Below are 26,405 nucleotides of genomic sequence, written 5' to 3' on the forward strand. Positions count from 1 at the left end.
TAGAGACACAAACGAAACCAGGCAACAGGAACTCTAGGGCTGGAAAGCACCGTAGAAATGCCTCCCGTTTCACGCCTGTTTCGCCCGATTCTGGAGTAAAACGAATAACGCGAAAACTTCACCATTTCACGCCAAACCTCCGTACCTTTGCAGGCTGCGCTTTTCCTTCTTGGGATGAATTTTGGCGCAGCAGTGTTTTACTTGTAAACGCAACACAGAAATTGACGAAACAACCTGATTATAATATCCATACCTTATCTAACGGCATAAGAGTGCTGCACAAACAGGTGCCGCACACTAAGATTGCCCACTGCGGTTTCATGATGGACATTGGCTCCAGAGATGAGTTGCCGCATGAACAAGGACTGGCCCACTTCTGGGAACACATGGCTTTCAAGGGCACCCAGAAACGGAAATCCTTCCACATCCTGAACCGGCTGGAAAGCGTGGGCGGCGAACTGAACGCCTACACCACCAAAGAGAAGATCAGCTTTTACGCCTCGGTGCTGGAAAACCACTTTGAGAAGGCCTTTGACCTGCTCACCGACATCACCTTCAACTCCACGTTTCCGGCCAAGGAAATTGAAAAAGAGCGTGGCGTGATTCTGGAAGAGATGTCTATGTACCAGGATACCCCGGAAGACGCCATCATTGACGAGTTTGACGGCGTGGTGTTCCGGAACCATCCGTTGGGGAGCAACATCCTGGGCACCCGCGAGAGCGTGAGCAGCTTTACCCGCGAGAACTTCCAGGCGTTCATTGACCGGAACCTGAGCACCGATAAGCTGGTGTTCTGCTCGGTGAGCAACTGGCCCATGGAGCGCGTGGTAAAACTAGCCGAAAAGTACCTGGGCCACCTTCAGAGCAAGATCCAGCCCCGGGAACGGTTGCTGTTCCAGGATTACCAGCCTCAGACCCTGGTCATTGAAAAAGCCATTCAGCAGGCGCACTGCGTGATTGGCTGCCCGGCATACGCGCTTTCAGACCCCAGACGGCTTACGTTCTTCATGCTGGTGAACATTCTGGGGGGGCCGGGCATGAACTCTAGGCTGAACCTGGCCGTGCGCGAAAAACATGGCCTAGTGTACACCATTGACGCCAACTACTCTACTTACATAGATACCGGGCTGTTCGGGATTTACTTTGGAACGGAGAAAAAGCAACTGAAACGCACCACGGGTCTGGTGCTGAAAGAACTGAAGCTCCTTCGTGAAAAACCCCTGGGTTCAGTGCAGTTGCACACCGCCAAGGAACAGCTCATGGGCCAGTTAGCCATGGCCGAAGAAAGCAACATGGGCTTTATGATGATGATGGGCAAAAGCATCCTGGACCTGAACATGGTAGAAAGCCTGAACGACATCTTCGGGCAGATCCGCCAGGTACAGGCCGGTGACCTCATGGAAATCGCTAATGAAACCCTGCGCGAGGAAAACCTGAGCTTCCTGCAGTATGTACCACAGTAAACTCCCAAAGTCTCTTTAAGCGTAGAGAGACAGTATCATAACTTCTACCGATGATCAAAACAGAGAAGGGCCGCAGATTGCGGCCCTTCTCTGTTTTAGGCGTTCCTGATAGACCAAATTCCTTCTTTGATTACATCAACCAGAGCAACACCTTTTAAAAGCATTATCATAGTGCCTTTGCCAGGCTCCTGTCTACCTAAAGAATACTTCTGCTTACCCTTCGTCTTTCCTGACACTCGCACCATGCTATTAGTATCCTGAGTCGTCATTTCAAAATTACGTATAAACCCTATTTTCTATATATACTATTAGGAATCTACTAAAAACCCTTAATCATCTTCATCTAAAACAAGGTTCTATTATAAAGTTGTTAATCATATTATACATTATATCAAATTAACACAAAACCTTTTTACAGATAGTAATTTTTAACTTTATAAAAAAATTTATTTTAAAATTTCACACAATACAACTTGCATTCATTATCTAATATTCTTAAAATAGAAGTATCGTTAAATCAAACCCCCAATCAAATTCATGAAAAACTTTTACAAAATTAAGCTCCTCTTATTAGCACTCTTAGTAGGCAGTAGTGCTTGTTCCGTTAATGAAGAAGAAGTAGTAGAAAAGGCCGCTATTTCCAAGGAGAAATTGCAGCAGATTTACAACATGGGCTTTGGCACAAATAATGTCCAGGTAGTAGAAGGCGGTTACTTGGTAGAAGGAGATATTTTCCTTACCGATGAGCAATTAAATGCTCAACATGACCAGAAATTCCTACGGGTTGGCGAGACAGAACAGTACCGCACCAATAACCTTGTAAATGTGGGTTCTGGCCGTACTATTAGAGTAGCAGTTTCTACCAGTCTGCCTACTTCTTATGTAACGGCACTTGATGAAGCTATCCGCCGCTACAATGCCGAAGGTCTCTTAATTAAGTTTCAGCGGGTTTCTTCCAGCTATAATATCTTATTGACCAAATCTCCTACCAACGCCACTTACCTGGCATCGGCAGGTTTCCCGTCTGGCGGGAATCCGTACAACCAGGTACTGGTAAACTCCACGTACTTAGGCTCTAACCCAGGGACCAACTACTTAGCCACTATTTTAGCGCATGAGATTGGCCACTGCATCGGGTTCCGCCATACCGATTACATGGATCGGAGCTATAGCTGCGGCGGCGCTTACACCAATGAGGGAGCAAGCACCGTAGGTGCGGTTCACATCCCCGGCACGCCCACCACGGCCGATGCCACCTCCTGGATGCTGGCCTGCGTAGCAACCGGCCAAAACCGTCCGTTTAATTCAAACGACAAAATCGCTCTTAAATACCTTTATTAATCTCATATACTTCTTCAGGCGAGGCAAATTACTCGCCTGAAGAAGTATATATTAGAAGAAATACATCAAGCTTAATCCAGAACAATAATCAATACTATTGACTCTGATTACCCTCTTTTATTGACAAGATAAAACAATCCAATCCCTGCCATTCACCAAGGAACATCTTGATTAAAAATAGATTTTCCTTTTTCAAATCCCTATTCCGCCACATCACTCAAATTTGTTGATTTGAGTCTCAAGAGTACACCCTAAAACAACCACCTCCTCCATTTTATTACCACCACAATGGTTAGTAAAATTGGCGGTATAAAACCCAGCCAACCCTTCTAAACCCACTATTAATACAAGCTTTAATCAAAGAATCTTAAACTAATTTTATAACCTTAAAACAACCTCTTCATGAAAGTAAAACACACGCTCAAATTGGCTGCTTTTGCACTGGTTCTTGGAACCGCTTCTTGCTCCACTGATGAAGAAGCAATTGTAGAAAAAGCATCTATCTCAAAAGAAACTCTTGCCAAAATCTATGACATGGGTTTTGGAACTACTGATGTACAAGCCATGGAAGGCGGCTACCTGGTAGAAGGAGATATCTTTTTAACCGATGAGGAATTAAACGCTCCCCATGATCCAAAGTTTTTACGGGTAGGCGAAACTGAGCAATACCGTACCACAAACCTAGTAACTGTCACTGGCACCAGCCGCACCATCACTATCAGCATGTCTTCCCAACTCCCTTCCACCTACCTGGCGGGCCTAGATGAGGCTATCCGGAGATACAACGCAGAAAACATCACTCTCAAATTCCAGCGGGTGTCCTCAGGCGGAGATATTGTCATTGCCCGGGGCAATGGTTCTTATCTGGCCTCAGCTGGTTTCCCGTCTGGCGGTAACCCGTACGGTTCGGTGAAGGTGAACTCTAACGCCATCGGCAAGAGCCCTAACACGAACTACCTGGCTACCATCTTAGCGCATGAGATTGGCCACTGCATCGGGTTCCGCCATACCGATTACATGGACCGAAGCTTTAGCTGCGGCGGGGCTTACACCAACGAAGGAGCTAGTTCAGTGGGAGCAATCCACATCCCTGGCACGCCCACCACGGCTGATGCTACCTCCTGGATGCTGGCTTGTATTGGCAGCGGCCAAAACCGTCCGTTTAATGCAAATGATAAAAGCGCATTAGGTTACCTTTACTAACCAGTAGACCTATACACAGAAAAGCCCCCGGGAAATCCGGGGGCTTTTCTGCTTTACGGGTGCGTCATCTCTGGGAACGTTCGGTTTTAAAAGAGCATAGAGTTCTCGTTTGGGACTGATTTAGGCCTGTTTTCCGGAAAAGAAGCCAAAATCAAGTGGCTTAATACCCCTTACTCTCTAAAGCAGGATGAATCTGGATTGGATGAGGGTTCCGGTAGAAGAAAAAACCTTCAGAAAATATACGCCCGGTGCAAGGCCTTTCGTGTCAATCACCTTCACCGCTCCATCTTCAGAGACTTCCCTCACCAAGCGCCCTACCTGGTCATAGATCAGAATGCGGTTGGTATCTTCATCCTGGGTAATGATATTCACTCCCTCTCCCACGGCGCTGGGGTTGGGGTACACTTGAATGGAACGCTCCGTGGTGAACACAATTCTTTCTGGCTGGCTGTAAAACACCTCCCCTTTTTGGGTAACCACCTTGATCCGGTATTCATTGAAGCCAATCTGCGGCAAGGCATCTTCTAACAAGTACTCGGTTTGTTGGCCTACTTTAATGGGCTGTACAGTCTGAAACACACCGTTTACCCTTCTCTCCAGAAACATGGCTTGTAATCCAAGACTTGTACTGATTTCCAAGGTGAGCTGTACCGTATCGGTTACGTACTGCCTGGCAAGAAAATTTTTGATGTAGCACCCCACTCCTTGCTGGGTGTAGTTAAGCGTGAGACTCCTCTGCCCTTCTTTGCCTTGCACAATGGGAGCTACCGCGTAAAACACGCCTGGGTTTTGGCTTTTCTTTAAGACTACTACGGTGTCTTCTGTTTGCACCAAAGGCTCCAGATACTGTGCTCCTAACCCATAAACCTGATAGGCAGATGCTCCCGGCGCTTTTGGCCAGTACAGCATGACTTCTTCGCCACACTGGTAGCCAACCTGCAGAATTGGGGAGGGGCTTACCACTACAGGTCCGGTTTCATACGAAGCACTGCCCAGCACCATGCGCAAACTGGCTAATGCGGCGGTATCTGGCAGGGTGACATCTACAGCCTCAGTACTTAGCGGTACGTTTTGCCGGATAGTTTGCCATGTCCCGCCTGGTTCCCATCTAAGTTCCAATATGCCTGTGGCTCCGTTTTTGACCGGTGCTAGCCAACGCAGTCGGTTTTTCTGCCCACCTTCCAGGTGACTTCCGGCAGTGGGGTAAGCCCATGAAAATGCCTTCTCAAATTCATACACTACACTAAACGGGAGTTCTCCTGCGCCGTGGAATCCTCTGACTTGTATTTCAAACTCTCCAGTGGCAGGTGCTGCCAGGGTTATCTGTTCCACATTGTTGACATGATCGGGCTGGCGGCGGGCGGGCGCTTCTAAAGAATCTTTGTGGGCGTAAGTGCTCAAGCCCCAGGGCAGCCATTGTTGCCCCGATGCTACTTCTTTCAATACCAAGTCAAGATCATTGATGAGCGCTTTGGGCGCGTTAGGCAGCCCTTCTGCATCTTGCCACACCAGAGTCACTTTCACTTTTGCCGTTCCTGGTGGTACAGTAATCCTTTTGGCATCAATACTGCCCTGCCTTACAGTTCCGCTATAAAATCTGTTTTGCAGGATGGATTGCACCGCTCCCAAGGCATCAGCATTCCCGAAACCAGCTGCATAATCCACCTCAGGGGCACCCTTGTCATCGGCTGAGTTAATGAGGGCCGCTCTTACCAGGGCCGAGGACGGCAAGGCACCGTCCTTTTGCTTTTTGTACGCGTCTTGCACCAACAAGGCAATGCCTGACACCACCGAGGCCGCCTCAGAGGTTCCGGCCTCCCCAAATGCCACCAGCTCTGGTTTAATGCGCCCGTCATAGGCAGGACCTCTGGAACTGAGCAGGCTGACCTGACCAGATGTATCAACAGCTCCTACGCTCAGGGAGCTTTTGGAGATTTTAAACTGACCGGTTAGGTTGGCAAAGCCCTTCAGGTTTGCGTAAGGCCCATCTGCGGGAGCCGCAGTACCGGCATTGCCTGAAGAGAAAACATGCAGCAACTCTGGCGCCTGTAGGCTCTGCTGGTCATAGGCCTGGCTTTCCAAACCGTAATAGTTTTCCACCCCCACGCCGTAAGAATGGTTCTGCACGGTAACGCCCTGGCTTTTCAGCTGATTCAGATCATCGGGGAGCAGGTTAGAGAAATCTGCGGCGGTTAAACGGCTTTTCCAGGCCACCCCTTTGCCACCCGGCGAAGAGTTTCCACCGCCGGCTACGAGCGTGGCCATACTGGTGGCGTGGGGCGTGGAGGCTTGCTTAAAGGCTTCTGAGAACAGTATACGGCCTTTAAAGTCGATGTCTGCGGTATCAAAGGGTTGTTCTTTCACGGAGGCAACCAAGCCTTGCCCATGCACCTCTGGGTACGCCAGGTGCAGCGCCTCTACTCTGTTTACCCTCAGATCAGAATTCTGCAGGTAAGCCTCCTCCTGAGGTTTCCGCTCGGCTACATCAACAAACGTTACCCAAGGGCACTCGGCAAGCAGGGAGAGTTGTGATGAAGAAAGTTTTTGAAAAAGAAAGGTGTTGGGCAGCTTTGTGGAGATCGATGCAGGTTGGGGTAAGTTAGCCTTCAGCCATTCCTGAAATTTAGGGACATTCTTTACCTGCACCCGAACAGAGGTTTGGGCGTTCTTTTGAGGCAGGACTTTACTTAGTCCCGGAGCAAGTTTGTGGGCCGGCTTTGTAGAAGAGATATCCTGCGCCAGCCCAGGCCCGGCTACCAATAAGAGCCATACCCCACAAAGCAGTCTTCCTAATACTTTACCTGTAAACGTCTGCCCCATCCGTTCGCTTTCTAACCTACACAGAAAGAAAATTTACCAAATTTTCCTGAGTTCACCAACTATCTTCTTCCCATTTTCCTGAGCAGGCACACCTGATAGCTTTTAAATATCTGGCTTGGTACCCAGGCACTCCGTCAGGAAGCAGGGCTAATCAATAGGTATTACTGCCATTATAGTCTTTCAGGAAATCGCCCAGCTTGTTTAAGGTGATTTCCAGTTCCTCCACCATAGGCAGGTAAACCACCCTGAAATGATCTGGCTGGCCCCAGTTGAAGCCGGTGCCCTGCACCAGCAACACATGCTGGTCAATCAGGAAATCCAGCACCAGTTTCTCGTCTGACTGGATGTTAAACTTCTTGGTGTCAATTTTAGGGAACATGTAAAAAGCGCCGGTAGGCTTTACGCAGGTAATACCGGGGATAGAAGTGAGTTTCTCGTAGCACACTTCTCGCTGCTTGTGCAGACGCCCGGTGGGCAACACCAGATCTGTGATGTTCTGGTAGCCGCCTAACGCCGTTTGGATGGCGTATTGCGAGGGCACGTTGCTGCACAGGCGCATACTGGCCAGTGCGTTCAGTCCTTCTAAATAGGAGGCGGCAATGGCTTTATTACCCGAGGCCACCAACCACCCGGCCCGGAAACCAGCCGCCAGGTAGTTTTTGGACAATCCGCTGAAGGTGAGGCAGAGCACGTCCTCGGTGAAAGAGGCGGTGGAATGATGCTCTACTCCATCGTACAGAATTTTATCATAGATCTCGTCTGAGAACACAATCAGGTTATGCCTCTCGGCCAGTTGCACTACTTTTTGCAGGATCTCCGCAGGGTAAACGGCGCCCGTGGGGTTGTTGGGGTTGATGATGACCAGGCCTTTGGTGCGCGAGGTGATCTTGCTTTCCATATCGGCCAGGTCCGGAAACCAGTCTGAGGCTTCGTCGCAGAGGTAATGCACGGCTTTGCCCCCGGAGAGGTTCACGGCAGCGGTCCAGAGCGGGTAATCTGGCGCGGGAATCAGGATTTCGTCATCGTTGTTGAGCAGGGCCTGCATGCTCATCATGATGAGTTCGCTTACGCCGTTGCCAATGATGATGTCGTCTTCATGCACGTTGGGCAGCCCTTTGCTCTGGCTGTAGTGCATAATGGCCTTGCGGGCGGCAAACAGGCCTTTGGAATCTGTGTAGCCCTGGCCGTTGCGCAGATTCACCATGACGTCATGCACAATCTCATCAGGTGCCTCAAACCCGAAGGGGGCCGGATTGCCAATGTTCAGGCGGGTAATGCGGTAACCTTCCCTCTCCAGGTCTACTGCTTTCTCAAAAATGGGCCCTCTTATCTCGTAGAAAACATTGTCTAAACGGGTACTCTTCTGTATCATAAGCGTATGCATGAAACATTAAAGATAAGGATATCCGGCAGCCCAGAAAATTTGTTTTAGGTCTGTTCTGCGGAAAACAGCCGGAAAATGGCCCTCCCTCCTGGCCCTTGAAATGAAAAAGCCACCCCTAAAGGAGTGGCTTTCTAGGCTTAAAGCTGTTTTGGGCTCAGTTTCCGGAAAACGGGAGCGAAACGCTACAGGTCTTCTTCATCGTCCTCGTCAAAGCCTTCTTCGTAGTCCTCATCGTCTTCTGCATCGCCTTCTCCGGCCTCGGAGGCCTGGTTGGCGGGTTCATCGGCCAGGACATCAATCAGCTTCTCAATCTCGGTGGCTTTCTCGGGGTCGTTCAGCTTCTCGTAAGACAAGGACAGGTTCCGGAGGGCCCGGCGCACGATGTCAATGGGCTCGCAAGGCTCATAGAAGATATCTACCGGATTCAGGTTCAGCTGCAGCAGGTAGTTGTCAATGTCATTTTTGGTGAGGATGAGACCACGGTTGTACACGTTGATGTAGAACTGCGGAAGAAACTCGCTCTTGAAGGTGAGCACAAACAAGTTTGGCAGGTTTACGCCATACACCGGCAAGCCCAGCTTCTGCGCCAGGGTCAGGTAAATCACGCACAAAGTAAGCGGATTGCCGCGCTTGGTTTCCAGCACCTGGTTGATCATGGAGTTGGCCGGCGCATGGAAGTTCTTGGTGTTGGCCGCAAAGTGGTGCAGCTTAAAGAGCACGTGGTTCAGGGCTTTTACCTGGTCATACGGGTGCATCTCTGGGCGCACGTTTACCCAGGCCTCGTAATAGATCTCGGCCAGGGTTTGCTTTATCTGCTGCAAGGTTACATCGGGGTACTGGTACGTGCTCACCAGCCACATGCCTTTGAGCAGGTCAGTAGCGCCTTCTTCTTTCCAGGCTTTCAGGCGCTGCAGCAACGAACTAAACTGAAGGTCGTGGATCAGGTCTTCCAGCTTTTTCTGATGGTCGGGGTCCAGGCTTTCTTCCCAGGCTTCCTCCAGAAACGGCGTGATGGTATCACCTAGCTCCACAATTTTCTGGTGTACGTGCGCTACCACTTCCGGATCTTTGTCATCCAACAGCGAGATCAGCGCTTTTATTTCTTTATTGGTCAAGGGCTTTTTAATTAAGAATTCAAAATTAGGAATTAAGAATTGAATCTGCTGCCCCAAGTGGGAAAACCCTGCAGTGGTTCAGCAGAACGCCTTCTATGAAGAACGTGAATCAAGGCCAAAGCGTTTCCGGGCTGATTTTTCATTTTGAGTTATAAACCGGATGACCCAAGAAACCGCTCTCCCACAATTCTTAATTCTTAATTCCTAATTCCTAATTCTTAACTAGGTTTGAATCACGCCCACGTTGAACGGTTTGGTGATGGGCGCGTGGTTGGCCGCCTCAATGCCCATGGAAATGACCTTGCGGGTTTCCAGCGGGTCAATAATGCCGTCTACCCAAAGTCTGGCCGCCGCGTAGTACGGAGAAAGCTGTTCATTGTAACGGGCGGTGATTTTGTCCAGCAGTTCTTTTTCAGCCTCTGGCGTGATTTCCTCGCCTTTGGCTTTGAGCGAGGCCACCTGAATCTGCAACAGGGTCTTGGCGGCCGAGGCACCGCTCATCACCGCTAGTTGCGCCGTAGGCCAGGCGTAGATCAAACGTGGATCATAGGCTTTGCCGCACATGGCGTAATTGCCGGCCCCGTAGCTGTTGCCCACAATGATAGTGAATTTAGGTACCACGCTGTTGCTCATGGCATTCACCAGCTTGGCGCCGTCTTTAATGATGCCGCCGTGCTCGGCCTTGCTGCCCACCATGAACCCACTCACATCCTGCAGAAACACCAACGGAATCTTCTTCTGGTTGCAGTTCATGATGAAACGGGCCGCTTTATCTGCGCTGTCTGAGTAGATCACGCCGCCCATCTGCATCTCGCCTTTCTTGCTTTTCACAATCTTGCGCTGGTTGGCCACAATGCCCACGGCCCAGCCGTCAATGCGGGCCAGTCCGCAGATGAGGCTTTGGCCGTAGAGGTCTTTGTAAGGCTCAAACTCAGAGTTATCCACCAGCCGCAGAATGATGTCCATCATGTCATAAGGCTTCACGCGGTCCTGCGGCAGGATGCCGTAAATCTCCTTCGGGTCCAGCTTGGGCTCCGCCGATGTGGTGCGGTTGAAACCGGCTTTGGGATTCTCGCCCATTTTATCGAAAATGTTCCGGATGTGGTCCAGGCACTCCTGATCGGTCTGGAACTTATAATCGGTGACGCCGGAGATCTCTGAGTGGGTTGTTGCTCCGCCCAAGGTTTCGTTGTCTATGGTTTCACCAATGGCCGCTTTCACCAGGTAAGAGCCCGCCAAGAAGATGGAGCCGGTGCCTTCCACAATCATGGCTTCGTCGCTCATGATGGGCAAATAGGCGCCGCCGGCCACGCAGGAACCCATAATGGCCGAGATCTGTACAATGCCTTCGCTGCTCATGATGGCGTTGTTCCTGAAAATGCGCCCGAAATGCTCTTTGTCCGGGAAAATCTCGTCTTGCATGGGCAGGAACACCCCAGCACTGTCTACCAGGTAAATAATGGGCAGGCGGTTCTCCATGGCAATTTCCTGGGCCCGCAGGTTTTTCTTGGCCGTGATGGGAAACCAGGCCCCGGCTTTTACAGTGGCGTCATTGGCCACAATCATGCACTGGCGGCCTTGCACGTATCCAATCCCCGTTACCACTCCGCCGCTGGGGCACCCGCCGTATTCCTGGTACATGCCTTCACCGGCAAAGGCGCCAATCTCCAGGAACTCTGAGCCTTCATCAAGAAGGTACTCAATGCGTTCGCGGGCGGTGAGTTTTCCTTTTTCGTGCTGCTTAGCAATGGCTTTCTCGCCGCCTCCCAGGGCTACTTTCTTAAGTCTGGATTTAAGCTGAAAACTGAGTTGTTTGAGGGCGTCTTCGTTCTTGTTGAATTCAATATCCATGAATTTTCAATGAGTGATTGCGTGAAGGACTGAATTAGTGGATGCGTAAAGTATTCTGCTGCGCAGAAGCAGTGATCCGCTTCTACCTTGCAGCATGCTTTGCCGGGGCAACCTTACAAATATAGAAATTACCCAAACTTCACCTAACACTTGTTAGGAATATCTCCTCAAACGGATTCAACAAAAAAGCGTTTTGGGTCCGCTTTCCAGAAAACGGCCCCAAAACGCTTTTATAGGCTATAAACAGCTTTTTACTTTTTGCTTTCTACGGTTCCGGCGCTTTGCACCGTGTCGGCGTTTTTCACCCGGGTAGCCTCCTTCACGTTTTTAGCCTCCTTTACCTTGGTTCCGCCGCCAATGAGCGAGAAGTGCACGTAACGCTTAGGGTTCTCACGCAGGTCAATCAGGAGTTCGTTCAGGCTGGCGCTGGAGGCGTTCAGGTTGCTGTACAAGGAGTCATCGTTCATGAGCTTGCCCAGGCTGCCGTTGTTCTCATTGATGCGCTGCATGGTCATCTGCGCCTGCGCAATGGTGCTGTCTAGCCCTCTAATGGCCCGGTTCACAGACTGCACGTCTAAGGTATCGGTGATGGTGTTCAGGTTGCTGGCTAAACGGCTGAATTTGGCTTCGGTACCTCTGAGGGCGGCGGTCAGTTGAGCCAGGTTGCGGGTAATCTCGTTGATGTTGCCTTGGTTAGACAAGGCAACGGTGCGCAGGGCCTCTGAGGTGGCCTGGGCATTCATCAAAATGGCATGAATGCTCCCCTTGGCTTCCTTGTCCAGGAAGGTATTCAGCCGCTGCAAGGTAGAATCTACCGTTCCCAACACCGGCATGGCACGTTGCGATAGCATATCGGTGATGCTTCTCTTCACAAAGGGAATAAGGTATTCGCCGCCTTTGTAGCGCACCTTGTTGCGGCCCATGTACAGCTCTACCGCTTTGCTGCCCAACAGATCTGAGCTTACCAGCATGGCTACCGTGGAGTCCCCTACGTCAATGTCTTTCTCTATGTCCAGTGCCACCAGAATCTTGTTGCCTTTTTTCTGATCCAGCACCATCTCTTTAACCAGTCCTACTCTGAACCCGTTGATGAGCACCGGGTTTGAGACGGCAAGCCCCTCTACCGTGTCATACACCACATAATAGGTACGGGTAGAAGATAATATATTACTTCCTTTTAAGAATAGAAAGCCCACGTAGAGTGCTGCTAAGGCTACAACGCCTAGTAGCGCTACTTTGAGTTCTTTAGAAAATTTCACAGGGGTAAGGTTAATTAGTTCATAGCTTCCAGTTCGGTTTTATACTCTTTGAAAGCTCGGTATATACCTGATGCCATATACGTTTGGTTGGCTTTATCGTTGAGGAACTTCTCTTCCCGCGGGTTGGTCAGAAACCCGATTTCAATCAACGTACTTGGCATGGCAGATTTCCAGAGCACCAGGAAGCCAGCTTGTTTTACTCCACGGCTGGAGCGGCCCACCCGTGACTTGAACTGCTGCTCTACTTTTTGGGCAAATCTAAGGCTGTTTTCTATGTGCGCGCTTTGGTATAAGCTGAAAAGGATATGGCTTTGCGGTGAGCTAGGATTGAAGCCGTTATACTTTTTCTCGTAGTTCTCTTCCTGCAAGATCACCGAGTTCTCACGGGTAGCTACGGCCAGGTTGCCGCTGGTTTTATGCAAGCCCATGGTGTAGGACTCAGTCCCGAATGCGGCGCTTGGCCCCGAGTTGCAGTGGATGGAGATAAAAAGGTCTGCGTGGTTTTTGTTGGCGATGCCAGCCCGGTCAATCAACTCCACAAACGTGTCGGTTTTGCGGGTGTAGATCACCTTTACATCGGGCAGGTTCTCCTGGATCTGCTGCCCCAATTCAAGGGCCACCTTCAGGGCCACGTCTTTTTCGCGGGCAGAGGCTCCAAGACAACCCGTGTCTTTCCCACCGTGGCCTGCATCAATAACCACAGTCCGAATTTCTACATCCTTCCGTTCAAACGTGGTGAAAGAACTAAAAACCAGAAAAGCAAAAACGGTAAGCGAGACAATATTTTTCACGAGATGCGTTAGTTAAAAGCTATTGTTAATAACTTTGTCCTAGTTAACAAAATAACTAAAAGTTTACTTGAATCCGAAGAGATCCCTCCAGTTTTTGGCAATCGCCCTTTTTTCTGTGATCGCCTTTTTATCAGGCACGGAGGGAAGCGCCCAGGTACGGAACGTCCGTAAAGATGCCCGTCTTTCCCGCCAAGATTCCATTGTGGTCACTACTACCCCTCCTGATACCGCTAACGCTAAGCGCCGCGGTGATATTGAGACCACAATCAATTATAAGGCCAAAGATTCCATGCGGTATGATGCCATCAACCAGGTCATGCACCTGTATGGCGATGCACACATTGACTACGGCGAGATTGCCCTGGATGCGGCCTATATCCAGATAGACTGGAAAACCAACATCCTCACGGCCGAGGGCCAGTTAGACACCGCCGGCGTGCTGCAGGACAAACCTTTGTTCAAGAACGGCGCAGAAACCTACCAGGCCGAGCGCATGACCTACAATTACAAAACCAAGAAAGGAAGGGTAATTGGCGCCGTGACTACGCAAGGCGAAGGCTACATTCACGCCGAGACCATTAAACGTGATTCTCTGGGGAGCATTTACGGCCGGCACGCCCGCTACACCACCTGTGACCTGGAGCACCCCCACTTCTATATCAAAGCCACCAAAATGAAAGTGATTCCCGGTGACCGCGTGGTAGCCGGACCTTTCCACCTGGTGTTTGCCGATGTGCCTACCCCAATCGGGTTGCCGTTCGGGTTCTTCCCTTCGCCGCGAAAACGGGGTTCCGGGTTCATCATTCCAACCTTCGGGGAGTCGGCACAGCAGGGCTTCTATCTGCGGGAAGGCGGTTTCTACTGGGCCATGAACGACTACATGGACATGCGCATCACCGGTGATATTTTCTCTCTGGGCGGTTACGGGCTTAGGTTACAGTCTACCTACACCAAACGGTACAAATTCAACGGCAACTTTTCAATAAGCCATACCTTCATCAAAGCAAATGATGACATTGACCTGGGCCGTACCACCAGCCCGGTGTATAACTACAGCTCAGACTCCCGCGATATCTGGATCAGCTGGAGCCACCAGCCTATCACCCGCCCCGGCAAAGGGCAGTTCTCGGCCAGCGTGAACGCCGGTAGCCAGTTCTACAACCAACGGAACTCTACCAGCGCGCAGAATGCCTTGTCTCCGGCGTTCAACTCAACGGTTTCTTACCGCAAGAGCAGCCCTAATTCGCCTATCAACTACGCGGTGACCATCTCTCAGAGCCAGACCACCCGTAACCAGTACAACGCCGAGGGCGAACTGGTACCAGTCCAGCAGATGAGCTTTACTTTGCCAGACTTCAGCTTTGGCGTTGCCAGCCAGAGCCCTTTGGAATGGTTTGGCACTACCCTCACCGGCCGCTGGATTGAAGGCATCCGGATTGGGTACAACCTGAACGCCCGGCAGTATGTGTCTAACAACATCTCGGGTGGTTCAAGCCTGGGGTATCCGTTCTCCAATGCCAGAGGCCGCGATACCGTGGTAGCCATCAATGGTTCTAACCTGTCGCAGATTTTCCGGAACGCGCGCCTGAGCATCAACCATGACGTGCCGATTACCCTGGGAACCATCAGTTTGTTCAAATTCTTCAAGCTGACTCCGGGTGTAAGCTACAGCGAGAGCTGGTTTACCAAAAAGTACACCTACCGCAGCATCCCGGGTTCCAACATGCTGGCTGTAGATACCACCACTGGTTTGCACCGCGCTTATCAGTACCAGGGCGGTATCTCCCTTACCACTAACTTGTATGGGATAGCGCAGATAAAGGGCAAAAAGATTGAAGCCATCCGCCACACGCTTACGCCTAACATTTCTTACAGCTTCCGTCCTGACTTCGGGAGGCCAGAGTACGGTTTCTACCAGCGGGTACAGCGAGACAGCTTAGGGAATACCCAGTTGCTCTCCAGATTCCAGGGCTTGGAAGGGAACGTACCGGGGCCGGGATTAACCAGTGCCATCTCGTTCTCGGTGAGCAACAACGTGGAGATGAAAGTGAAAACCGACAGTGCGGGCGTGTTCAAGAAAGTAAGCTTGATTGATGCCTTTAACTTCTCGGGTTCCTACAACATGGCCGCCGACTCATTCCGGTTATCCAACATCAACGTGAACCTTGCCACCAAGCTGTTCAACAACGTAGGCGTTACCCTTACCGGTACCTTTGACCCGTACCAGTACATCAACGGGGTAAGAAGAGATATTTACCTCTTTGAGCAGGGCGGCTTTAAACTGGCCAAACTCATGAACCTGACGTTCAACACCGGGTTTGAGTTTAACCAGCAGGCCCGGAAGCAGCAAGCCGAGTCCGGAGCTGCGGCCCCCACCAACCTGCCTTCTTTGCAGCGCGCCCAAACCGCCGCCGATTACGTGGACTTCAACATTCCGTGGACGCTCTCCGTGGATTTGACCTCCAACTTCACCCGCGATGTACTGAGGGATAAACTGATGAACAACGCCACCTCTGCGGGAATCAACGGTTCTGTGACGTTAACTGATAAGTGGGCCGTGAACTACACCACCAGCTATGACTTCAAGAACAAGATGCTGAGCTACACCAACATCGGCATCACCCGTGACCTGCACTGCTGGCAGATGTCCATTGACTGGGTACCTTTTGGGGTACTGCAGCGTTACTCCATCAACATCAACGCCAAGTCTTCGCTCCTGCGGGACCTGCGCATCAGAAGAAGCAACAGCGCCACCGGGCGCCCGTTTGGTTGATAAAACAGAGCGGCCATCTCCTCCAGAGATGGCCGCTCTGTTTTTGGGCCGTTTTGCAGAAAGAAACATGAAAACAGGTGAGGTTGTAAGGTATTCCGTTTGAGCCAGATGGGTTACAGTTTTGCGGGTTTGCTGTAATTTCTACTCCCTAATTCCGGATTCTTAAGTACGCACCCCTTACCTTTGCCCAAGTACAAAATCTCAATAGCATGTCAGTTGCGAAAAACGAGGTGAAGGTTGTCACCACTCATCAATTGCAGGCCATGAAAGAGCGCGGCGAGAAAATCTCCATGCTCACGGCCTATGACTTCTCCATGGCCACTCTGCTGGATGGCGCCGGGGTAGATGTATTGCTGGTGGGTGACTCGGCCTCCAACGTGATGGCGGGGCATGAGACTACCTTGCCCATCACCCTGGACCAGATGATCTATCACGCTTCTTCGGTGGTGCGTGGCACCAACCGGGCATTTGTGGTGGTAGACCTTCCGTTTGGTTCTTACCAGGGCAATTCGTCTGAGGCGCTCCGTTCGGCCATCCGGATCATGAAAGAGTCAGGGGCCCACGGCGTGAAACTGGAAGGCGGAGAAGAGATCAAAGATTCAGTGGTGCGCATTTTGAGTGCCGGAGTACCCGTGATGGGCCATCTGGGCTTGACCCCGCAGTCTATCTATAAATTCGGGACTTACTCAGTGCGTGCGAAAGAAGAGGCCGAGGCGGAGAAACTCCTTTCCGATGCCCGCCTTCTGCAGGAACTGGGCTGTTTTTCCATTGTGCTGGAGAAAATTCCGGCCGCCCTGGCCAAACGCGTAGCCGATGAACTGCAAATCCCTATCATCGGCATCGGGGCTGGTCCGCACGTAGACGGCCAGGTGTTGGTGGTGCATGATCTCTTGGGCATCACCAAAGAGTTCAAACCAAGATTCCTTCGCCGGTACGCCGAGCTGCACCAAACCATCACCGATGCGGTGAGCAGCTACGTACGCGATGTTAAATCCAAAGACTTCCCCAGCGAGAAAGAAGCGTATTAATTGTTGATTGCTGATTGTTCTTTGTTGATTGTTGTTCTTTTACGGGAAATCCTAAACAATCAACCAGGAACAATCAGCAATCTGTTTTCTCGTTTTCCGCCTAGTTTCATCAAATCAGCTTAAAAACCGTATGCCCTCTCCTCCGCTTGATGTGCTTTTTGAAGACAACCATATTCTGGTGGTCAACAAACCGAGCGGCGTGCTGGTGCAGGGCGATGAAACCGGCGATATTCCGCTGTCTGAACTGGCCAAGGAGTACATCAAACAGAAATACCAGAAACCCGGCAACGTGTTCATGGGCGTGGTGCACCGCCTGGACCGGCCGGTGAGTGGCGTGGTGTTACTGGCGAAGACCTCCAAAGCCCTGGCCCGCCTAAATGAGCAGTTCCGGCTGCATAAGACCAAAAAAGTGTACTGGGCCATTACCCAACGGGCTCCCCAGCCAGAAAGCGGCACCTTAGTTCACTGGCTGGTGAAAGACGCCGAACGCAATACCACCAAAGCCTTGACCACCGAGAAACCGGGCAGCCAACGCGCGGAACTCAGCTACTCTTTATTGAAAGGCACCGGCGGAAAATACCTGATAGAAGTCAGGCCCGTGACCGGAAGACCTCACCAGATACGGGTACAACTGGCCTCCCTCAAATGCCCCATCATGGGTGATCTGCGCTACGGTGCCCCAGAGCCGATGCCCAACAAAAGCATTTGCCTGCACGCCCGGGAACTGGGCTTTGAGCATCCCGTCCTGAAAACCTGGATGACCGTTCAGGCGCCTCCTCCCCGCCTCTCGGCCTGGCAGCCGTTCCAAAGCTAAGTCTGGTAGAACTTTGCTCCACCAAGGCAATACCCCTATCTTTCATCCAAGTTTTAACACTAAGAAAAGAGGCAGCGTTTTTGGTTTGTTTCTGGAGAAAGAAGCCGAAAACAGTTTATACCTATGTTTTCTTCCGGTTTGCTTTAGCCCCGTGTCACCGTACCTGCAAAATCTGAAAATGATTTTCGTCACTTTCTCAGAATTTACTGGTCCGGCTTTGCAGGGTTTACGGGTTGCGTTGTAGCTTTGTGAACTTATTTACAGGAGTTCTGTTGTTATACTGCTGCTCCTGTGTGGCTTAAACTTATTATTGCAATCACCCAGCATGATCATTCTAGTCTTTTTCGTAGCCCACTGGTACCTGTCGCTGTTCGTGCAGACCTTTTACCTGCACCGCTATGCCGCGCATAAAATGTTTACCATGAACGCTTTTTGGGAGAAGTTCTTCTTCCTGTTCACGTACATCAGTCAGGGTTCGTCTTTCTTGTCTCCAAGAGCCTATGCCATTCTGCACCGCATGCACCACGCGTTCTCAGACACGGCGCGTGATCCGCACTCTCCGCATTTCTCCAGCAACGCTTTCACTATGATGTGGAAGACCAAAAACATCTACAACGATGTTCTGAAGAACCGCGTGGAACCGGAAATGCGTTTTGACGGCAATTACCCGGTTTGGAGACTGGTAGAAAACATTGGTGATCATTGGATGTCCCGTATTGCCTGGGGTACTTTCTATGTGGTGTTTTACATCATTTTCGCCACGCAGTGGTGGATGTACCTGTTGTTGCCTCTGCACTTCCTGATGGGTCCAATCCACGGAGCCATTGTGAACTGGAGCGGCCATAAATACGGCTATCAGAATTTTGACAACAACGATAAATCCAAGAACTCCCTGTTCTTCGACTTTCTAACCGGGGGCGAGTTGTTCCAGAACAACCACCACAAACTGCCTAACCGCGTGAATTTCGGGGTGAAATGGTGGGAAGTAGATCCAACTTACCCAATCATTTGGACCTTGGATAAGGTGGGAATCATTAAGTTGAAGAAAGCGAGAGCATAGAGCCTGCGCCCATACAAGTAAAAGGCCGCCCTTCTGCAGAAGGGCGGCCTTTTACTTGTAGGCACTTCCTACAAAACTCATCGCCTCCCGGGAAGTAACCTTTAAGCAAATTAACGCGACTTATCCATTACCTGCTACCTTTCTTAACAAAGCCTCCACAGGACCCCTTCTTCCTGCATTCTTCCATCTTATGGAAAGCCATACCTGAGCGGTAACAAGCACCAGGTAAATTACTACGGCTTGCCACGGGGCTAACTTGCCGTAAAATCCTAACCCATAATGGTAGAACAAAAGGCTGAAAATCATATTCTGGGCCAGGTAGTGGGTAAGGGTATACTGACCTAAACTCACCAATGCTCTTTGTAGAAAGCTCCATTGGGAAAGCAATAGAGGGAGCAGCAAATAAAAACCCACTAGTGCAAAAAAATATAACGTAAAAAGAAGCTGTTTAGCGGTTTCCAGATCTGTAGATACTAAGGATTCACCACGCCAACCAGCAAGATGAAACCAGATTGCTATGGTACCCGCAGTAACTACCAGTCCTAAACAACTTTTCTGCACCCATAAATTTTCCTGCAACTTCTTTACCCCACCTCCTCTGGCAAATGCAAAACCCAACAGCAAAAAAGAGAAGATCCGGCACATGAATAGCAGGGCTGGCCAACTAAAGAAGCCATGAGTAAATTCCCTCCATCTAACGTGGGTCACTTGCCAAAAGGCTCCAGAAGAATATACACCTGTTATCCTTTGTGTGAATTCATTCGCTGTCATGTCCTCAACAGAAACCAATCCATTTCCTAAGAAACTGAATAACAACAACCCTGCTGCTAAAACATACAAGATCAGGTTGGGGAGTGGTTTTACCAGTAGCAGCAACAAACTCATGAGGGCATACTGGGTCAGAACATCGCCATTCCAGATAAATAGTACCTGGAGTATTCCCAAGGTCATCAAGATGAGTGATCTACGAAAGAAATAAAATCTCCCCTGCTTTGGCAGGCTTAAGGCCGCCGCCACCCCAAACACAAAAGAGAAGATTGGGTAGAATTTACTACGGATGAGCACCATCAGCCCAATGAGAAGCCAGAGGTTCATCCCTTGGGAATACTGAGCTGCGTAATGGCTAAACGTTGCATTGTGCGTATGAACGGCAAACAGGTTCTCGATGCCAATGCCCAATAATGCAAAACCACGGATCAGATCAATGCTTGATAGTCTTTCTTGGGGAGAAGTCACCGGTAAATTGGCAGATTGGGACAGTTCCATTACCTTCGTTCACAGTTCAAGCCACAAGATACAGGAAAATCAATGAGGCAACGCCTTTCGCAGCATGCCCTGCTTCTCTGCTTTGGGATTTTTCTCTTATTCGGGCTCTACATAGCTACAGTGGAAATGCGCCCCGGACGGCTGTATTTCATTGTCACTTACCTTCTTTTTCAAGATAGCCTAGCCAGGTTGCTCATATACCTGTTGGTGGTTGCAGCCTCCTTACTAGGACTGCTCTTCCTGTTTTTCAACAAAAGCCGAACTCTGTGCTTAACTGGTTTAGCCCTGTATGTACCGTGCTTGGCGGTAAGCCTGACCTACAGGTTTATAAGTGGCTATAACTTCATGTATCCCGATGCGGTACTAGCCTGGAATAACCTAGCCTTGGCAGACACAGCCATCCAGAACTTTTCCTGGCAGATAGTGGCCGCACTTATCTGCTCTTTGATCGTAATGATTTTGATCCAATGGGCCAGAAGACGCACCACATGGCGAGCCCCAATCTGGTCTGCATTGCTCGTGCCTTTTACTGGCCTTGCGGTTTTTCTGCTTATCAAGCGTACCACGGGCATTGTGGATGATTTTCCGGCCCTATACCGGGTACCTCTGACTGTTCTTGCCGTTGCTTCTGATCAACTACCTCAGCCAGTCCGTACTCCGGTGTCTGTCTCACCTGCAACTTCAGGAGTACCCCATCTTTTCTTAGTGGTAGATGAAAGTATTACTGCTACGGAACTCACGTTGCACCAACCTCAGCTTCCAACCACTCCTTTCCTTTATTCTATAAGAGATCAGCTCCTGGATTTTGGCATTGCCAGTTCTTTCACTAACCAGAGCGCCGGCTCTAATATTGCATTAATGAGTGGGACTCGCCCCGAAGACATGCCTGATACGGCTTACAAAACCTTTTCCCGTACTAATCTTTTCCAGTTCGCTCAAAAAGCCGGATACACAACTTACTACATAGATGCTCAGCAAGGCGGAAACGGTTTGCAGAACTTTATGAGTCCGGAGGATCTGAAGTATATTGACCATGTAGAGCGCCCAGGGGCAGTTCATCCAGACACGCCCTATCACCAACGGGATATGTTAGTGGCAAAGCGGTTAGCGGAACTGGCTAAATCACCCAAAAAGATATTTGCCTATGTGGTGAAAGCCGGTGCCCACTGGCCCTACGCCCGCACCTATCCACAAGATTCTACCTTCTTCGCCCCGGTGCTTTCCCCCCGGAGCATTTACAAGGACAAGGAGCGTACTCTTAACACCTACCATAATGCTGTCAGGTGGACCGTGGATCAGTTTTGGCGCCGTTTGATGGGAAACATCACCAAAACAGACAGCACGGTTATTCTCTACACTTCAGACCACGGGCAGAACCTGACACAGGCCGGCATCAGTATTGCCCATGCCTCGGTTCATGAGACTTCTCCACAAGAAGCTGCCGTACCTTTGTGGATCTGGGATCCAAACCAACTCACCGGAAAATCACCTGCCACTGCATACAGGAAGGGCTACAGCCATGCCCACATTTTCCCTACGTTGCTTCTGCTCCAGGGCTATTCACCTGTCTGGGTCAGAAAGCACTATGGCCCTACCCTTTTAGACAAAGACCTGGCGCCTATCTCTAAAAGAACTTTCCTGGCGGGAGATTTATTTGGCCGGGGAGCGCATAGCCTTATTCCCTTTGAGTACGCATTCTAAACCACTTACCAGGTGAAAGCCGTTTTAGGCCAATTTTGCTTTAAACAAGGAGAAAACAACAGGTACATTCTCCTTTCTGAACTATTCTCATCCACAATTCATTAGCACAATAAGAATTATTGCCGTATCTTTGCGGCCCAATGCCGGACGGGTTCCGGCGCTTTAACAAAAGTTAACTATGGCTGTTAAAATCAGACTGGCCCGCAGAGGCCGCAAAAAAGCTGCTATGTATGATATCGTAGTAGCTGACGCTCGTGCACCACGTGATGGTCGCTTCATCGAGAAATTGGGTACTTACAACCCATTAACAAACCCTGCCTCTATCAACTTCAACGAAGACAAAGCGTTGGCTTGGGTATTGAAAGGCGCACAACCAACTGACACCGTGAAGGCTATGCTTTCTTACACTGGTGTTATGTTCAGAAAACACCTGCAAATTGGTGTATTGAAAGGTGCTATCACCCAAGAGCAAGCCGATACTCGTTTTGCTGAGTGGAAAGCTGCCAAAGAAGCTAAAATCACAGGTAAGAGAGAGCGTCTGAGCACTGAGAAATCTGCCAGACAACAAGCTGCTCTGGAAGCTGAGGCAAAAGTAAACGCTGCCCGTGCTGAGGCCCTGCGTGCAAGAACTGCTGAGGCTGAAGCGGCCAACGCTCCTGCTGCAGAAGGCGACGCTACCGAAGGTGCTGATGCTCCTGCCGCTGACGCTACTGAAGAACAAGCTTAATTTTACTAGCCATGACGTTAGACGCATGCTTCCAGTTGGGGTATATTGTGAAGACGCATGGCACCAAAGGCCAGGTAGTCACGTTCTTTGACGTTGACTTTCCGGAAGAGTACGATGAATTGGAATCAGTCTTCCTGTTGATCAACGGGAAACTGGTTCCTTTTTTCATTGATGACCTGATTCCCCAGGACAAAGGCCGCAGCATCATCAAGTTTGAAGATGTGAACACGGTGCAAGATGCGGAGAAGCTCAAAGGCGTAGCCCTGTACCTGCCCCTGAACCAACTCCCAGAGCTGGAAGAAGACCAATTCTACTTCCATGAGGTGATAGGCTACACAGTGGTAGACAAGGAACTAGGTCAACTGGGCACGGTCCAAACGTTTTATGACTTGCCTAACCAGGATCTGCTGGCCATGGAATACCAGGGCCATGAAATCTTGATTCCGGTGCAGGACGAGATCATTGAACGAACCGACCGGACCGAGCGCAAACTCTACGTGAACCTGCCCGAAGGCCTGCTGGACATCTACACCAAGCCCTCTAACCGCATAGAAGAGGAACCACCGCTGGAAGGAGAGGACGACGAAGACGATGACGCGGTTTGATATCATTACCTGCCAGCCCCACCTGCTCACCGGCCCTTTTGACCACTCTATTTTAAAAAGAGCCCAGGACAAAGGTCTGGTGGAAGTACACCTGCACGATCTGCGCAAATACGCCATCAACAAGCACGGTCAGATTGATGACTACGCTTTTGGCGGCGGTGCCGGCATGGTGCTCATGATTGAGCCCATTGCCAAGTGCATCAGGGAACTGCAGGCCCAGCGCACCTATGACGCGGTCATTTACATGACCCCAGACGGACAGACACTTAACCAGCCCATGGCCAACCGGTTGTCTCTGCTGCAGAACATCATCATTCTGTGCGGACACTACAAAGGCGTGGACCAACGCGTGCGTGATCTGTTTGTGACCCACGAGATCAGCATTGGGGATTACGTTCTCTCTGGCGGGGAACTGGCCGCCGCAGTGCTGGCAGACTCGCTCATCCGGCTCATCCCGGGCGTGCTGAACGATGAGAGCAGTGCGCTCTCAGACTCGTTCCAGGACAACCTGTTGGCTCCGCCCGTGTACTCCAGACCCGCTGATTTTGAAGGACATACCGTTCCTGAGATTCTACTGTCTGGGAATACTCCTAAAGTGGAAGAGTGGCGGTTTGAGCAAGCGGTACAGCGCACCAGGCAACTGAGGCCTGATTTACTGCGCGATGAAAAAATTTAGTACTTGTTGATTTACAATTAGAAAAATAACGTCTATATTTGCACTCCGATTTTTGCAGATAAAATAGACACTATACTATAGTCATGAGCGATTTAATTAAATTAGTAGAGCAGGAACTCGCTGAGAAGCGTGCGTCTATCCCTGCTTTCTCTGCTGGCGACACCGTGAATATTCACGTTAAAATCCGTGAGGGTAACAAAGAGCGTATCCAGCAATTCCAAGGCGTGGTGTTGCAACGCAGAAACTCTGGTGCTAGCGAGACTTTCACTGTAAGAAAAGTGTCTAACCAAATTGGTACCGAGCGTATTTTCCCAATCCTTTCTCCAAACATTGAGAAAATTGAGGTAATCCGCAGAGGTAAAGTGAGAAGAGCTCGTCTGTTCTACTTAAGAGGTCTTTCTGGTAAAGCATCTCGTATCAAAGAAAAAAGAAGCTAAGCCATACCGTTTTAGTTTTTCCATAGTTTTAGTTTCAAAGAAAGCCGGTCCCAAAGACCGGCTTTCTTTATTGCCCAACCTTTTTAGGTTTTCTCTCCTTCTGATTGATAAAAACTAAGATGTTGAAACGCTAGAACGAAGAGAATCAAAGCAACGCTGAAGGTTTATTTTGAGCCTAATTTCGGAGAAAAGCACCTAAAACAGAACATAGGGCCCCACTCCTTTTCCTTCTGCGTATTTCTGCGTACAATTAGGTTCTTAAACCATCTTTTCAAGTAAAAAGCAAATGCAGAACAACCGTTGGAGACTAGACGGTCGCCGGGCCCTGGTAACCGGAGGCACCAAAGGCATAGGCGCCGCCATTGCCGAAGAGTTACTGAACCTGGGTGCCGAAGTCTTGATTGTAGCCCGCAAAGAACTGGAAGTGAACCAGGCCGTGACCGATTGGCGCAGCCGTGGACTGAACGCCTCGGGTATGGTGGCCGACGTGAGCCAGGCCGCCGACCGCCTCAACCTGATCCAACTGGTGGAGAACACCTGGGGCGCCCTTGATATTCTGGTGAACAACGTGGGCACCAATATCCGCAAGAAAATTGGCGAGTACACCCCTGAAGAATACAGCTACCTGCTGAACACCAACCTCACCTCGGCCTTTGAGTTGTGTCGCCTGTCCCATCCTTTTCTGCGGGAGTCTCCGCAGGGCAACGTGGTGAATGTGTCCTCGGTGGCGGGTCTGGGGCACGTGCGCACCGGGGCTATCTACGGCATGACCAAAGCCGCTCTGGTCCAGCTCACCAAAAACCTGGCCGGCGAATGGGCTCCTGACGGGATCAGGGTGAACTGCGTGGCGCCTTGGTACATCAGAACGCCGCTGGCCGAGCAGGTGCTGCAGAACCAAGAGTACCTGGAAAGCGTGCTCAGCCGCACTCCCACCCGCACCATTGGCAACCCCGAGGATTGTGCCGCGGCCGTAGCCTTCCTCTGCATGCCGGCTGCCGCTTATATAACGGGGCAGTGCATTGCCGTGGACGGGGGCATGAGCATCAACCTATTCGGATAATCTATTCAAAACTTCCTATAAACAGAAAGTCCTCCTTGGTATCTTCTAAGGAGGACTTTCTGTTTTAGGGCTATTTTGCCAGGTTCAGGTCAAAATCTTCTGCTACAGCAACTGCTTTAACGCTTGATAATAGTTCTCCAACGCATCCGGATGGGTGTGCAGGAACAGGAACGGCTCAATTAACTCCAGTTCCATCAACTGCAGCTCCTCTCCTACCGCCACGCCGTCTACGCGGGCGTAAAGACAGCCTTGCGCGAAGGTATCCACCAGTTTCTGGGCCTGCGGCAACAGGTGCGCCGGGGCTTCCTGCGGATGGATGGTGCCCCCAAAGAAATGCTGCACCCTGAAATCGCCGGACTTAGCCGATTTGAGCAGACAGTGGCTGTATTTCCCGTTGAAGAACAGGAACGACCACTCGCCCTCTTCCTGAATCTGCGGCATGAAAGGTTGGGCCAGAAAATCTTCATCGGCCAGGAGCTCCTGCAGTTTGGGCACCACTTGCTCCACTTCTTCCTGAGGCACAATGAACGTGTTCTTCGCGCCACCGCTCACGCTGGGCTTGATGATCAGTTTACTTGTCTGGAAAAGGTCAAAGTATTGCTCTAACTGTACTTCCACGCCTCTTTTCAGCAGGGCAGTAGGCACGGTGGGCAGACCCGCTTTGGCTACGTCTAAGAGGTAGTGTTTATCGGCGTTCCAGCGCACGGTGGCGAGCGGATTCAAGGTGCGTACGCCCAGAGTTTCCATGCGGTCCAGCCAGGCGCTGAACTGGGGAAATTTATCAAAGTAGTCCCAAGGCGATTTGAAGATGGCCAGATCGTATTGCTGCCAGTTTACGGCAGGGTTATCCCACACCTCAGGGGTGATGTCCAGGCCTTTAGAAGTCAGAAAATCGGTGAGCAGCCCGTCTTCCGAGCCGCTTAATGAGCCATAACTGGTAATGGCGTCATAGGTAACTAATGCTAGTTTCAAAGGTGATAAAGTAATGTGTTGTCTTTTTGTCTACGCCAGCCAAATTAGAGGTACCTGGC

Annotated in this window: 21 protein-coding genes; 13 read left to right on the forward strand and 8 right to left on the reverse strand. The window is 50.5% G+C overall.

Annotation, left to right across the window (positions count from 1 at the left end; translation table 11 throughout):
• Positions 1–221 precede the first annotated feature (221 nt).
• From JT719_RS09390 to JT719_RS09400, 3 genes are all read left to right on the forward strand, one after another.
• Positions 222–1,463, forward strand: coding sequence for a M16 family metallopeptidase (locus tag JT719_RS09390; RefSeq protein WP_242693117.1), 1,242 nt, complete (start codon positions 222–224; stop codon positions 1,461–1,463).
• Between the two features lie 537 nt (positions 1,464–2,000).
• Positions 2,001–2,804 carry a M57 family metalloprotease gene (locus tag JT719_RS09395; protein ID WP_207432712.1) on the forward strand — a complete coding sequence of 268 codons (804 nt, stop codon included), beginning with the start codon at positions 2,001–2,003 and terminating at the stop codon, positions 2,802–2,804.
• Between the two features lie 402 nt (positions 2,805–3,206).
• Positions 3,207–4,007, forward strand: coding sequence for a M57 family metalloprotease (locus JT719_RS09400; RefSeq protein ID WP_207432713.1), 801 nt, complete (start codon positions 3,207–3,209; stop codon positions 4,005–4,007).
• Between the two features lie 177 nt (positions 4,008–4,184).
• On the opposite strand, the gene JT719_RS09405 is transcribed toward JT719_RS09400, so the two are convergent.
• The 6 genes from JT719_RS09405 to JT719_RS09430 form a co-directional block, all read right to left on the reverse strand.
• A complete protein-coding gene (locus tag JT719_RS09405) occupies positions 4,185–6,827 on the reverse strand; it encodes a S8 family serine peptidase (protein WP_207432714.1) in 2,643 nt (880 codons plus the stop codon).
• A gap of 151 nt (positions 6,828–6,978) precedes the next feature.
• Positions 6,979–8,199: a pyridoxal phosphate-dependent aminotransferase gene (locus tag JT719_RS09410; RefSeq protein ID WP_207432715.1), complete on the reverse strand. Its 1,221-nt coding sequence runs from the start codon at positions 8,197–8,199 to the stop codon at positions 6,979–6,981.
• Between the two features lie 194 nt (positions 8,200–8,393).
• Positions 8,394–9,326 carry a transglutaminase-like domain-containing protein gene (locus JT719_RS09415; protein WP_207432717.1) on the reverse strand — a complete coding sequence of 311 codons (933 nt, stop codon included), beginning with the start codon at positions 9,324–9,326 and terminating at the stop codon, positions 8,394–8,396.
• A gap of 222 nt (positions 9,327–9,548) precedes the next feature.
• Complete coding sequence (locus tag JT719_RS09420) at positions 9,549–11,177, reverse strand: acyl-CoA carboxylase subunit beta (RefSeq protein ID WP_207432718.1); 1,629 nt, start codon at positions 11,175–11,177, stop codon at positions 9,549–9,551.
• A 251-nt stretch (positions 11,178–11,428) separates the two neighbouring features.
• On the reverse strand, positions 11,429–12,436 hold the full coding sequence (locus JT719_RS09425; RefSeq protein WP_207432720.1) for an MlaD family protein: 1,008 nt from the start codon (positions 12,434–12,436) through the stop codon (positions 11,429–11,431).
• Between the two features lie 14 nt (positions 12,437–12,450).
• Positions 12,451–13,227 (reverse strand): N-acetylmuramoyl-L-alanine amidase, encoded by a 777-nt coding sequence (locus JT719_RS09430; protein WP_207432721.1) that lies wholly within the window; start codon positions 13,225–13,227, stop codon positions 12,451–12,453.
• Positions 13,228–13,342: 115 nt separating this feature from the next.
• Between JT719_RS09430 and JT719_RS09435 the strand changes: the two genes are divergently transcribed.
• The 4 genes from JT719_RS09435 (at position 13,343) to JT719_RS09450 (ending at position 18,902) form a co-directional block, all read left to right on the forward strand.
• Positions 13,343–16,000: a putative LPS assembly protein LptD gene (locus JT719_RS09435; protein ID WP_207432722.1), complete on the forward strand. Its 2,658-nt coding sequence runs from the start codon at positions 13,343–13,345 to the stop codon at positions 15,998–16,000.
• Positions 16,001–16,209: 209 nt separating this feature from the next.
• Positions 16,210–17,028 carry a 3-methyl-2-oxobutanoate hydroxymethyltransferase gene (gene panB, locus JT719_RS09440; protein ID WP_207432723.1) on the forward strand — a complete coding sequence of 273 codons (819 nt, stop codon included), beginning with the start codon at positions 16,210–16,212 and terminating at the stop codon, positions 17,026–17,028.
• Positions 17,029–17,158: 130 nt separating this feature from the next.
• Positions 17,159–17,842, forward strand: coding sequence for an RluA family pseudouridine synthase (locus JT719_RS09445; RefSeq protein WP_207432724.1), 684 nt, complete (start codon positions 17,159–17,161; stop codon positions 17,840–17,842).
• A 325-nt stretch (positions 17,843–18,167) separates the two neighbouring features.
• Positions 18,168–18,902, forward strand: a complete 735-nt coding sequence (locus JT719_RS09450; RefSeq protein ID WP_207432725.1) for an acyl-CoA desaturase — start codon at positions 18,168–18,170, stop codon at positions 18,900–18,902.
• Between the two features lie 120 nt (positions 18,903–19,022).
• On the opposite strand, the gene JT719_RS09455 is transcribed toward JT719_RS09450, so the two are convergent.
• Positions 19,023–20,168 (reverse strand): DUF418 domain-containing protein, encoded by a 1,146-nt coding sequence (locus JT719_RS09455; protein WP_207432726.1) that lies wholly within the window; start codon positions 20,166–20,168, stop codon positions 19,023–19,025.
• 345 nt (positions 20,169–20,513) lie between these two features.
• Between JT719_RS09455 and JT719_RS09460 the strand changes: the two genes are divergently transcribed.
• The 6 genes from JT719_RS09460 to JT719_RS09485 all read left to right on the forward strand — a co-directional run bounded on the left by JT719_RS09460 (position 20,514) and on the right by JT719_RS09485 (position 25,374).
• On the forward strand, positions 20,514–21,869 hold the full coding sequence (locus tag JT719_RS09460) for a sulfatase-like hydrolase/transferase (protein WP_207432728.1): 1,356 nt from the start codon (positions 20,514–20,516) through the stop codon (positions 21,867–21,869).
• Positions 21,870–22,047: 178 nt separating this feature from the next.
• Complete coding sequence (locus tag JT719_RS09465; protein WP_207432729.1) at positions 22,048–22,596, forward strand: 30S ribosomal protein S16; 549 nt, start codon at positions 22,048–22,050, stop codon at positions 22,594–22,596.
• Between the two features lie 11 nt (positions 22,597–22,607).
• The gene (rimM, locus tag JT719_RS09470; protein WP_207432731.1) at positions 22,608–23,201 is read left to right on the forward strand and encodes a ribosome maturation factor RimM; all 594 of its coding nucleotides are present in this window, start codon (positions 22,608–22,610) and stop codon (positions 23,199–23,201) included.
• Entirely contained in the window at positions 23,188–23,877 is a 690-nt protein-coding gene (gene trmD, locus JT719_RS09475) for a tRNA (guanosine(37)-N1)-methyltransferase TrmD (RefSeq protein ID WP_207432733.1), read from the forward strand. The genes rimM and trmD overlap by 14 nt, the downstream gene beginning before the upstream one ends.
• Positions 23,878–23,960: 83 nt before the next feature.
• A complete protein-coding gene (gene rplS / locus JT719_RS09480) occupies positions 23,961–24,314 on the forward strand; it encodes a 50S ribosomal protein L19 (protein WP_207432735.1) in 354 nt (117 codons plus the stop codon).
• 286 nt (positions 24,315–24,600) lie between these two features.
• A complete protein-coding gene (locus JT719_RS09485) occupies positions 24,601–25,374 on the forward strand; it encodes an SDR family oxidoreductase (protein ID WP_207432736.1) in 774 nt (257 codons plus the stop codon).
• A gap of 102 nt (positions 25,375–25,476) precedes the next feature.
• Here the strand turns inward: JT719_RS09485 and JT719_RS09490 are convergent, their stop codons facing one another.
• Positions 25,477–26,346 carry an ATP-grasp domain-containing protein gene (locus JT719_RS09490; protein WP_207432738.1) on the reverse strand — a complete coding sequence of 290 codons (870 nt, stop codon included), beginning with the start codon at positions 26,344–26,346 and terminating at the stop codon, positions 25,477–25,479.
• Positions 26,347–26,405: the final 59 nt, after the last annotated feature.

The sequence above is a fragment of the Sabulibacter ruber genome, from assembly GCF_017355955.1.
In the GTDB taxonomy this organism is placed as follows: domain Bacteria; phylum Bacteroidota; class Bacteroidia; order Cytophagales; family Hymenobacteraceae; genus Nibribacter; species Nibribacter ruber_A.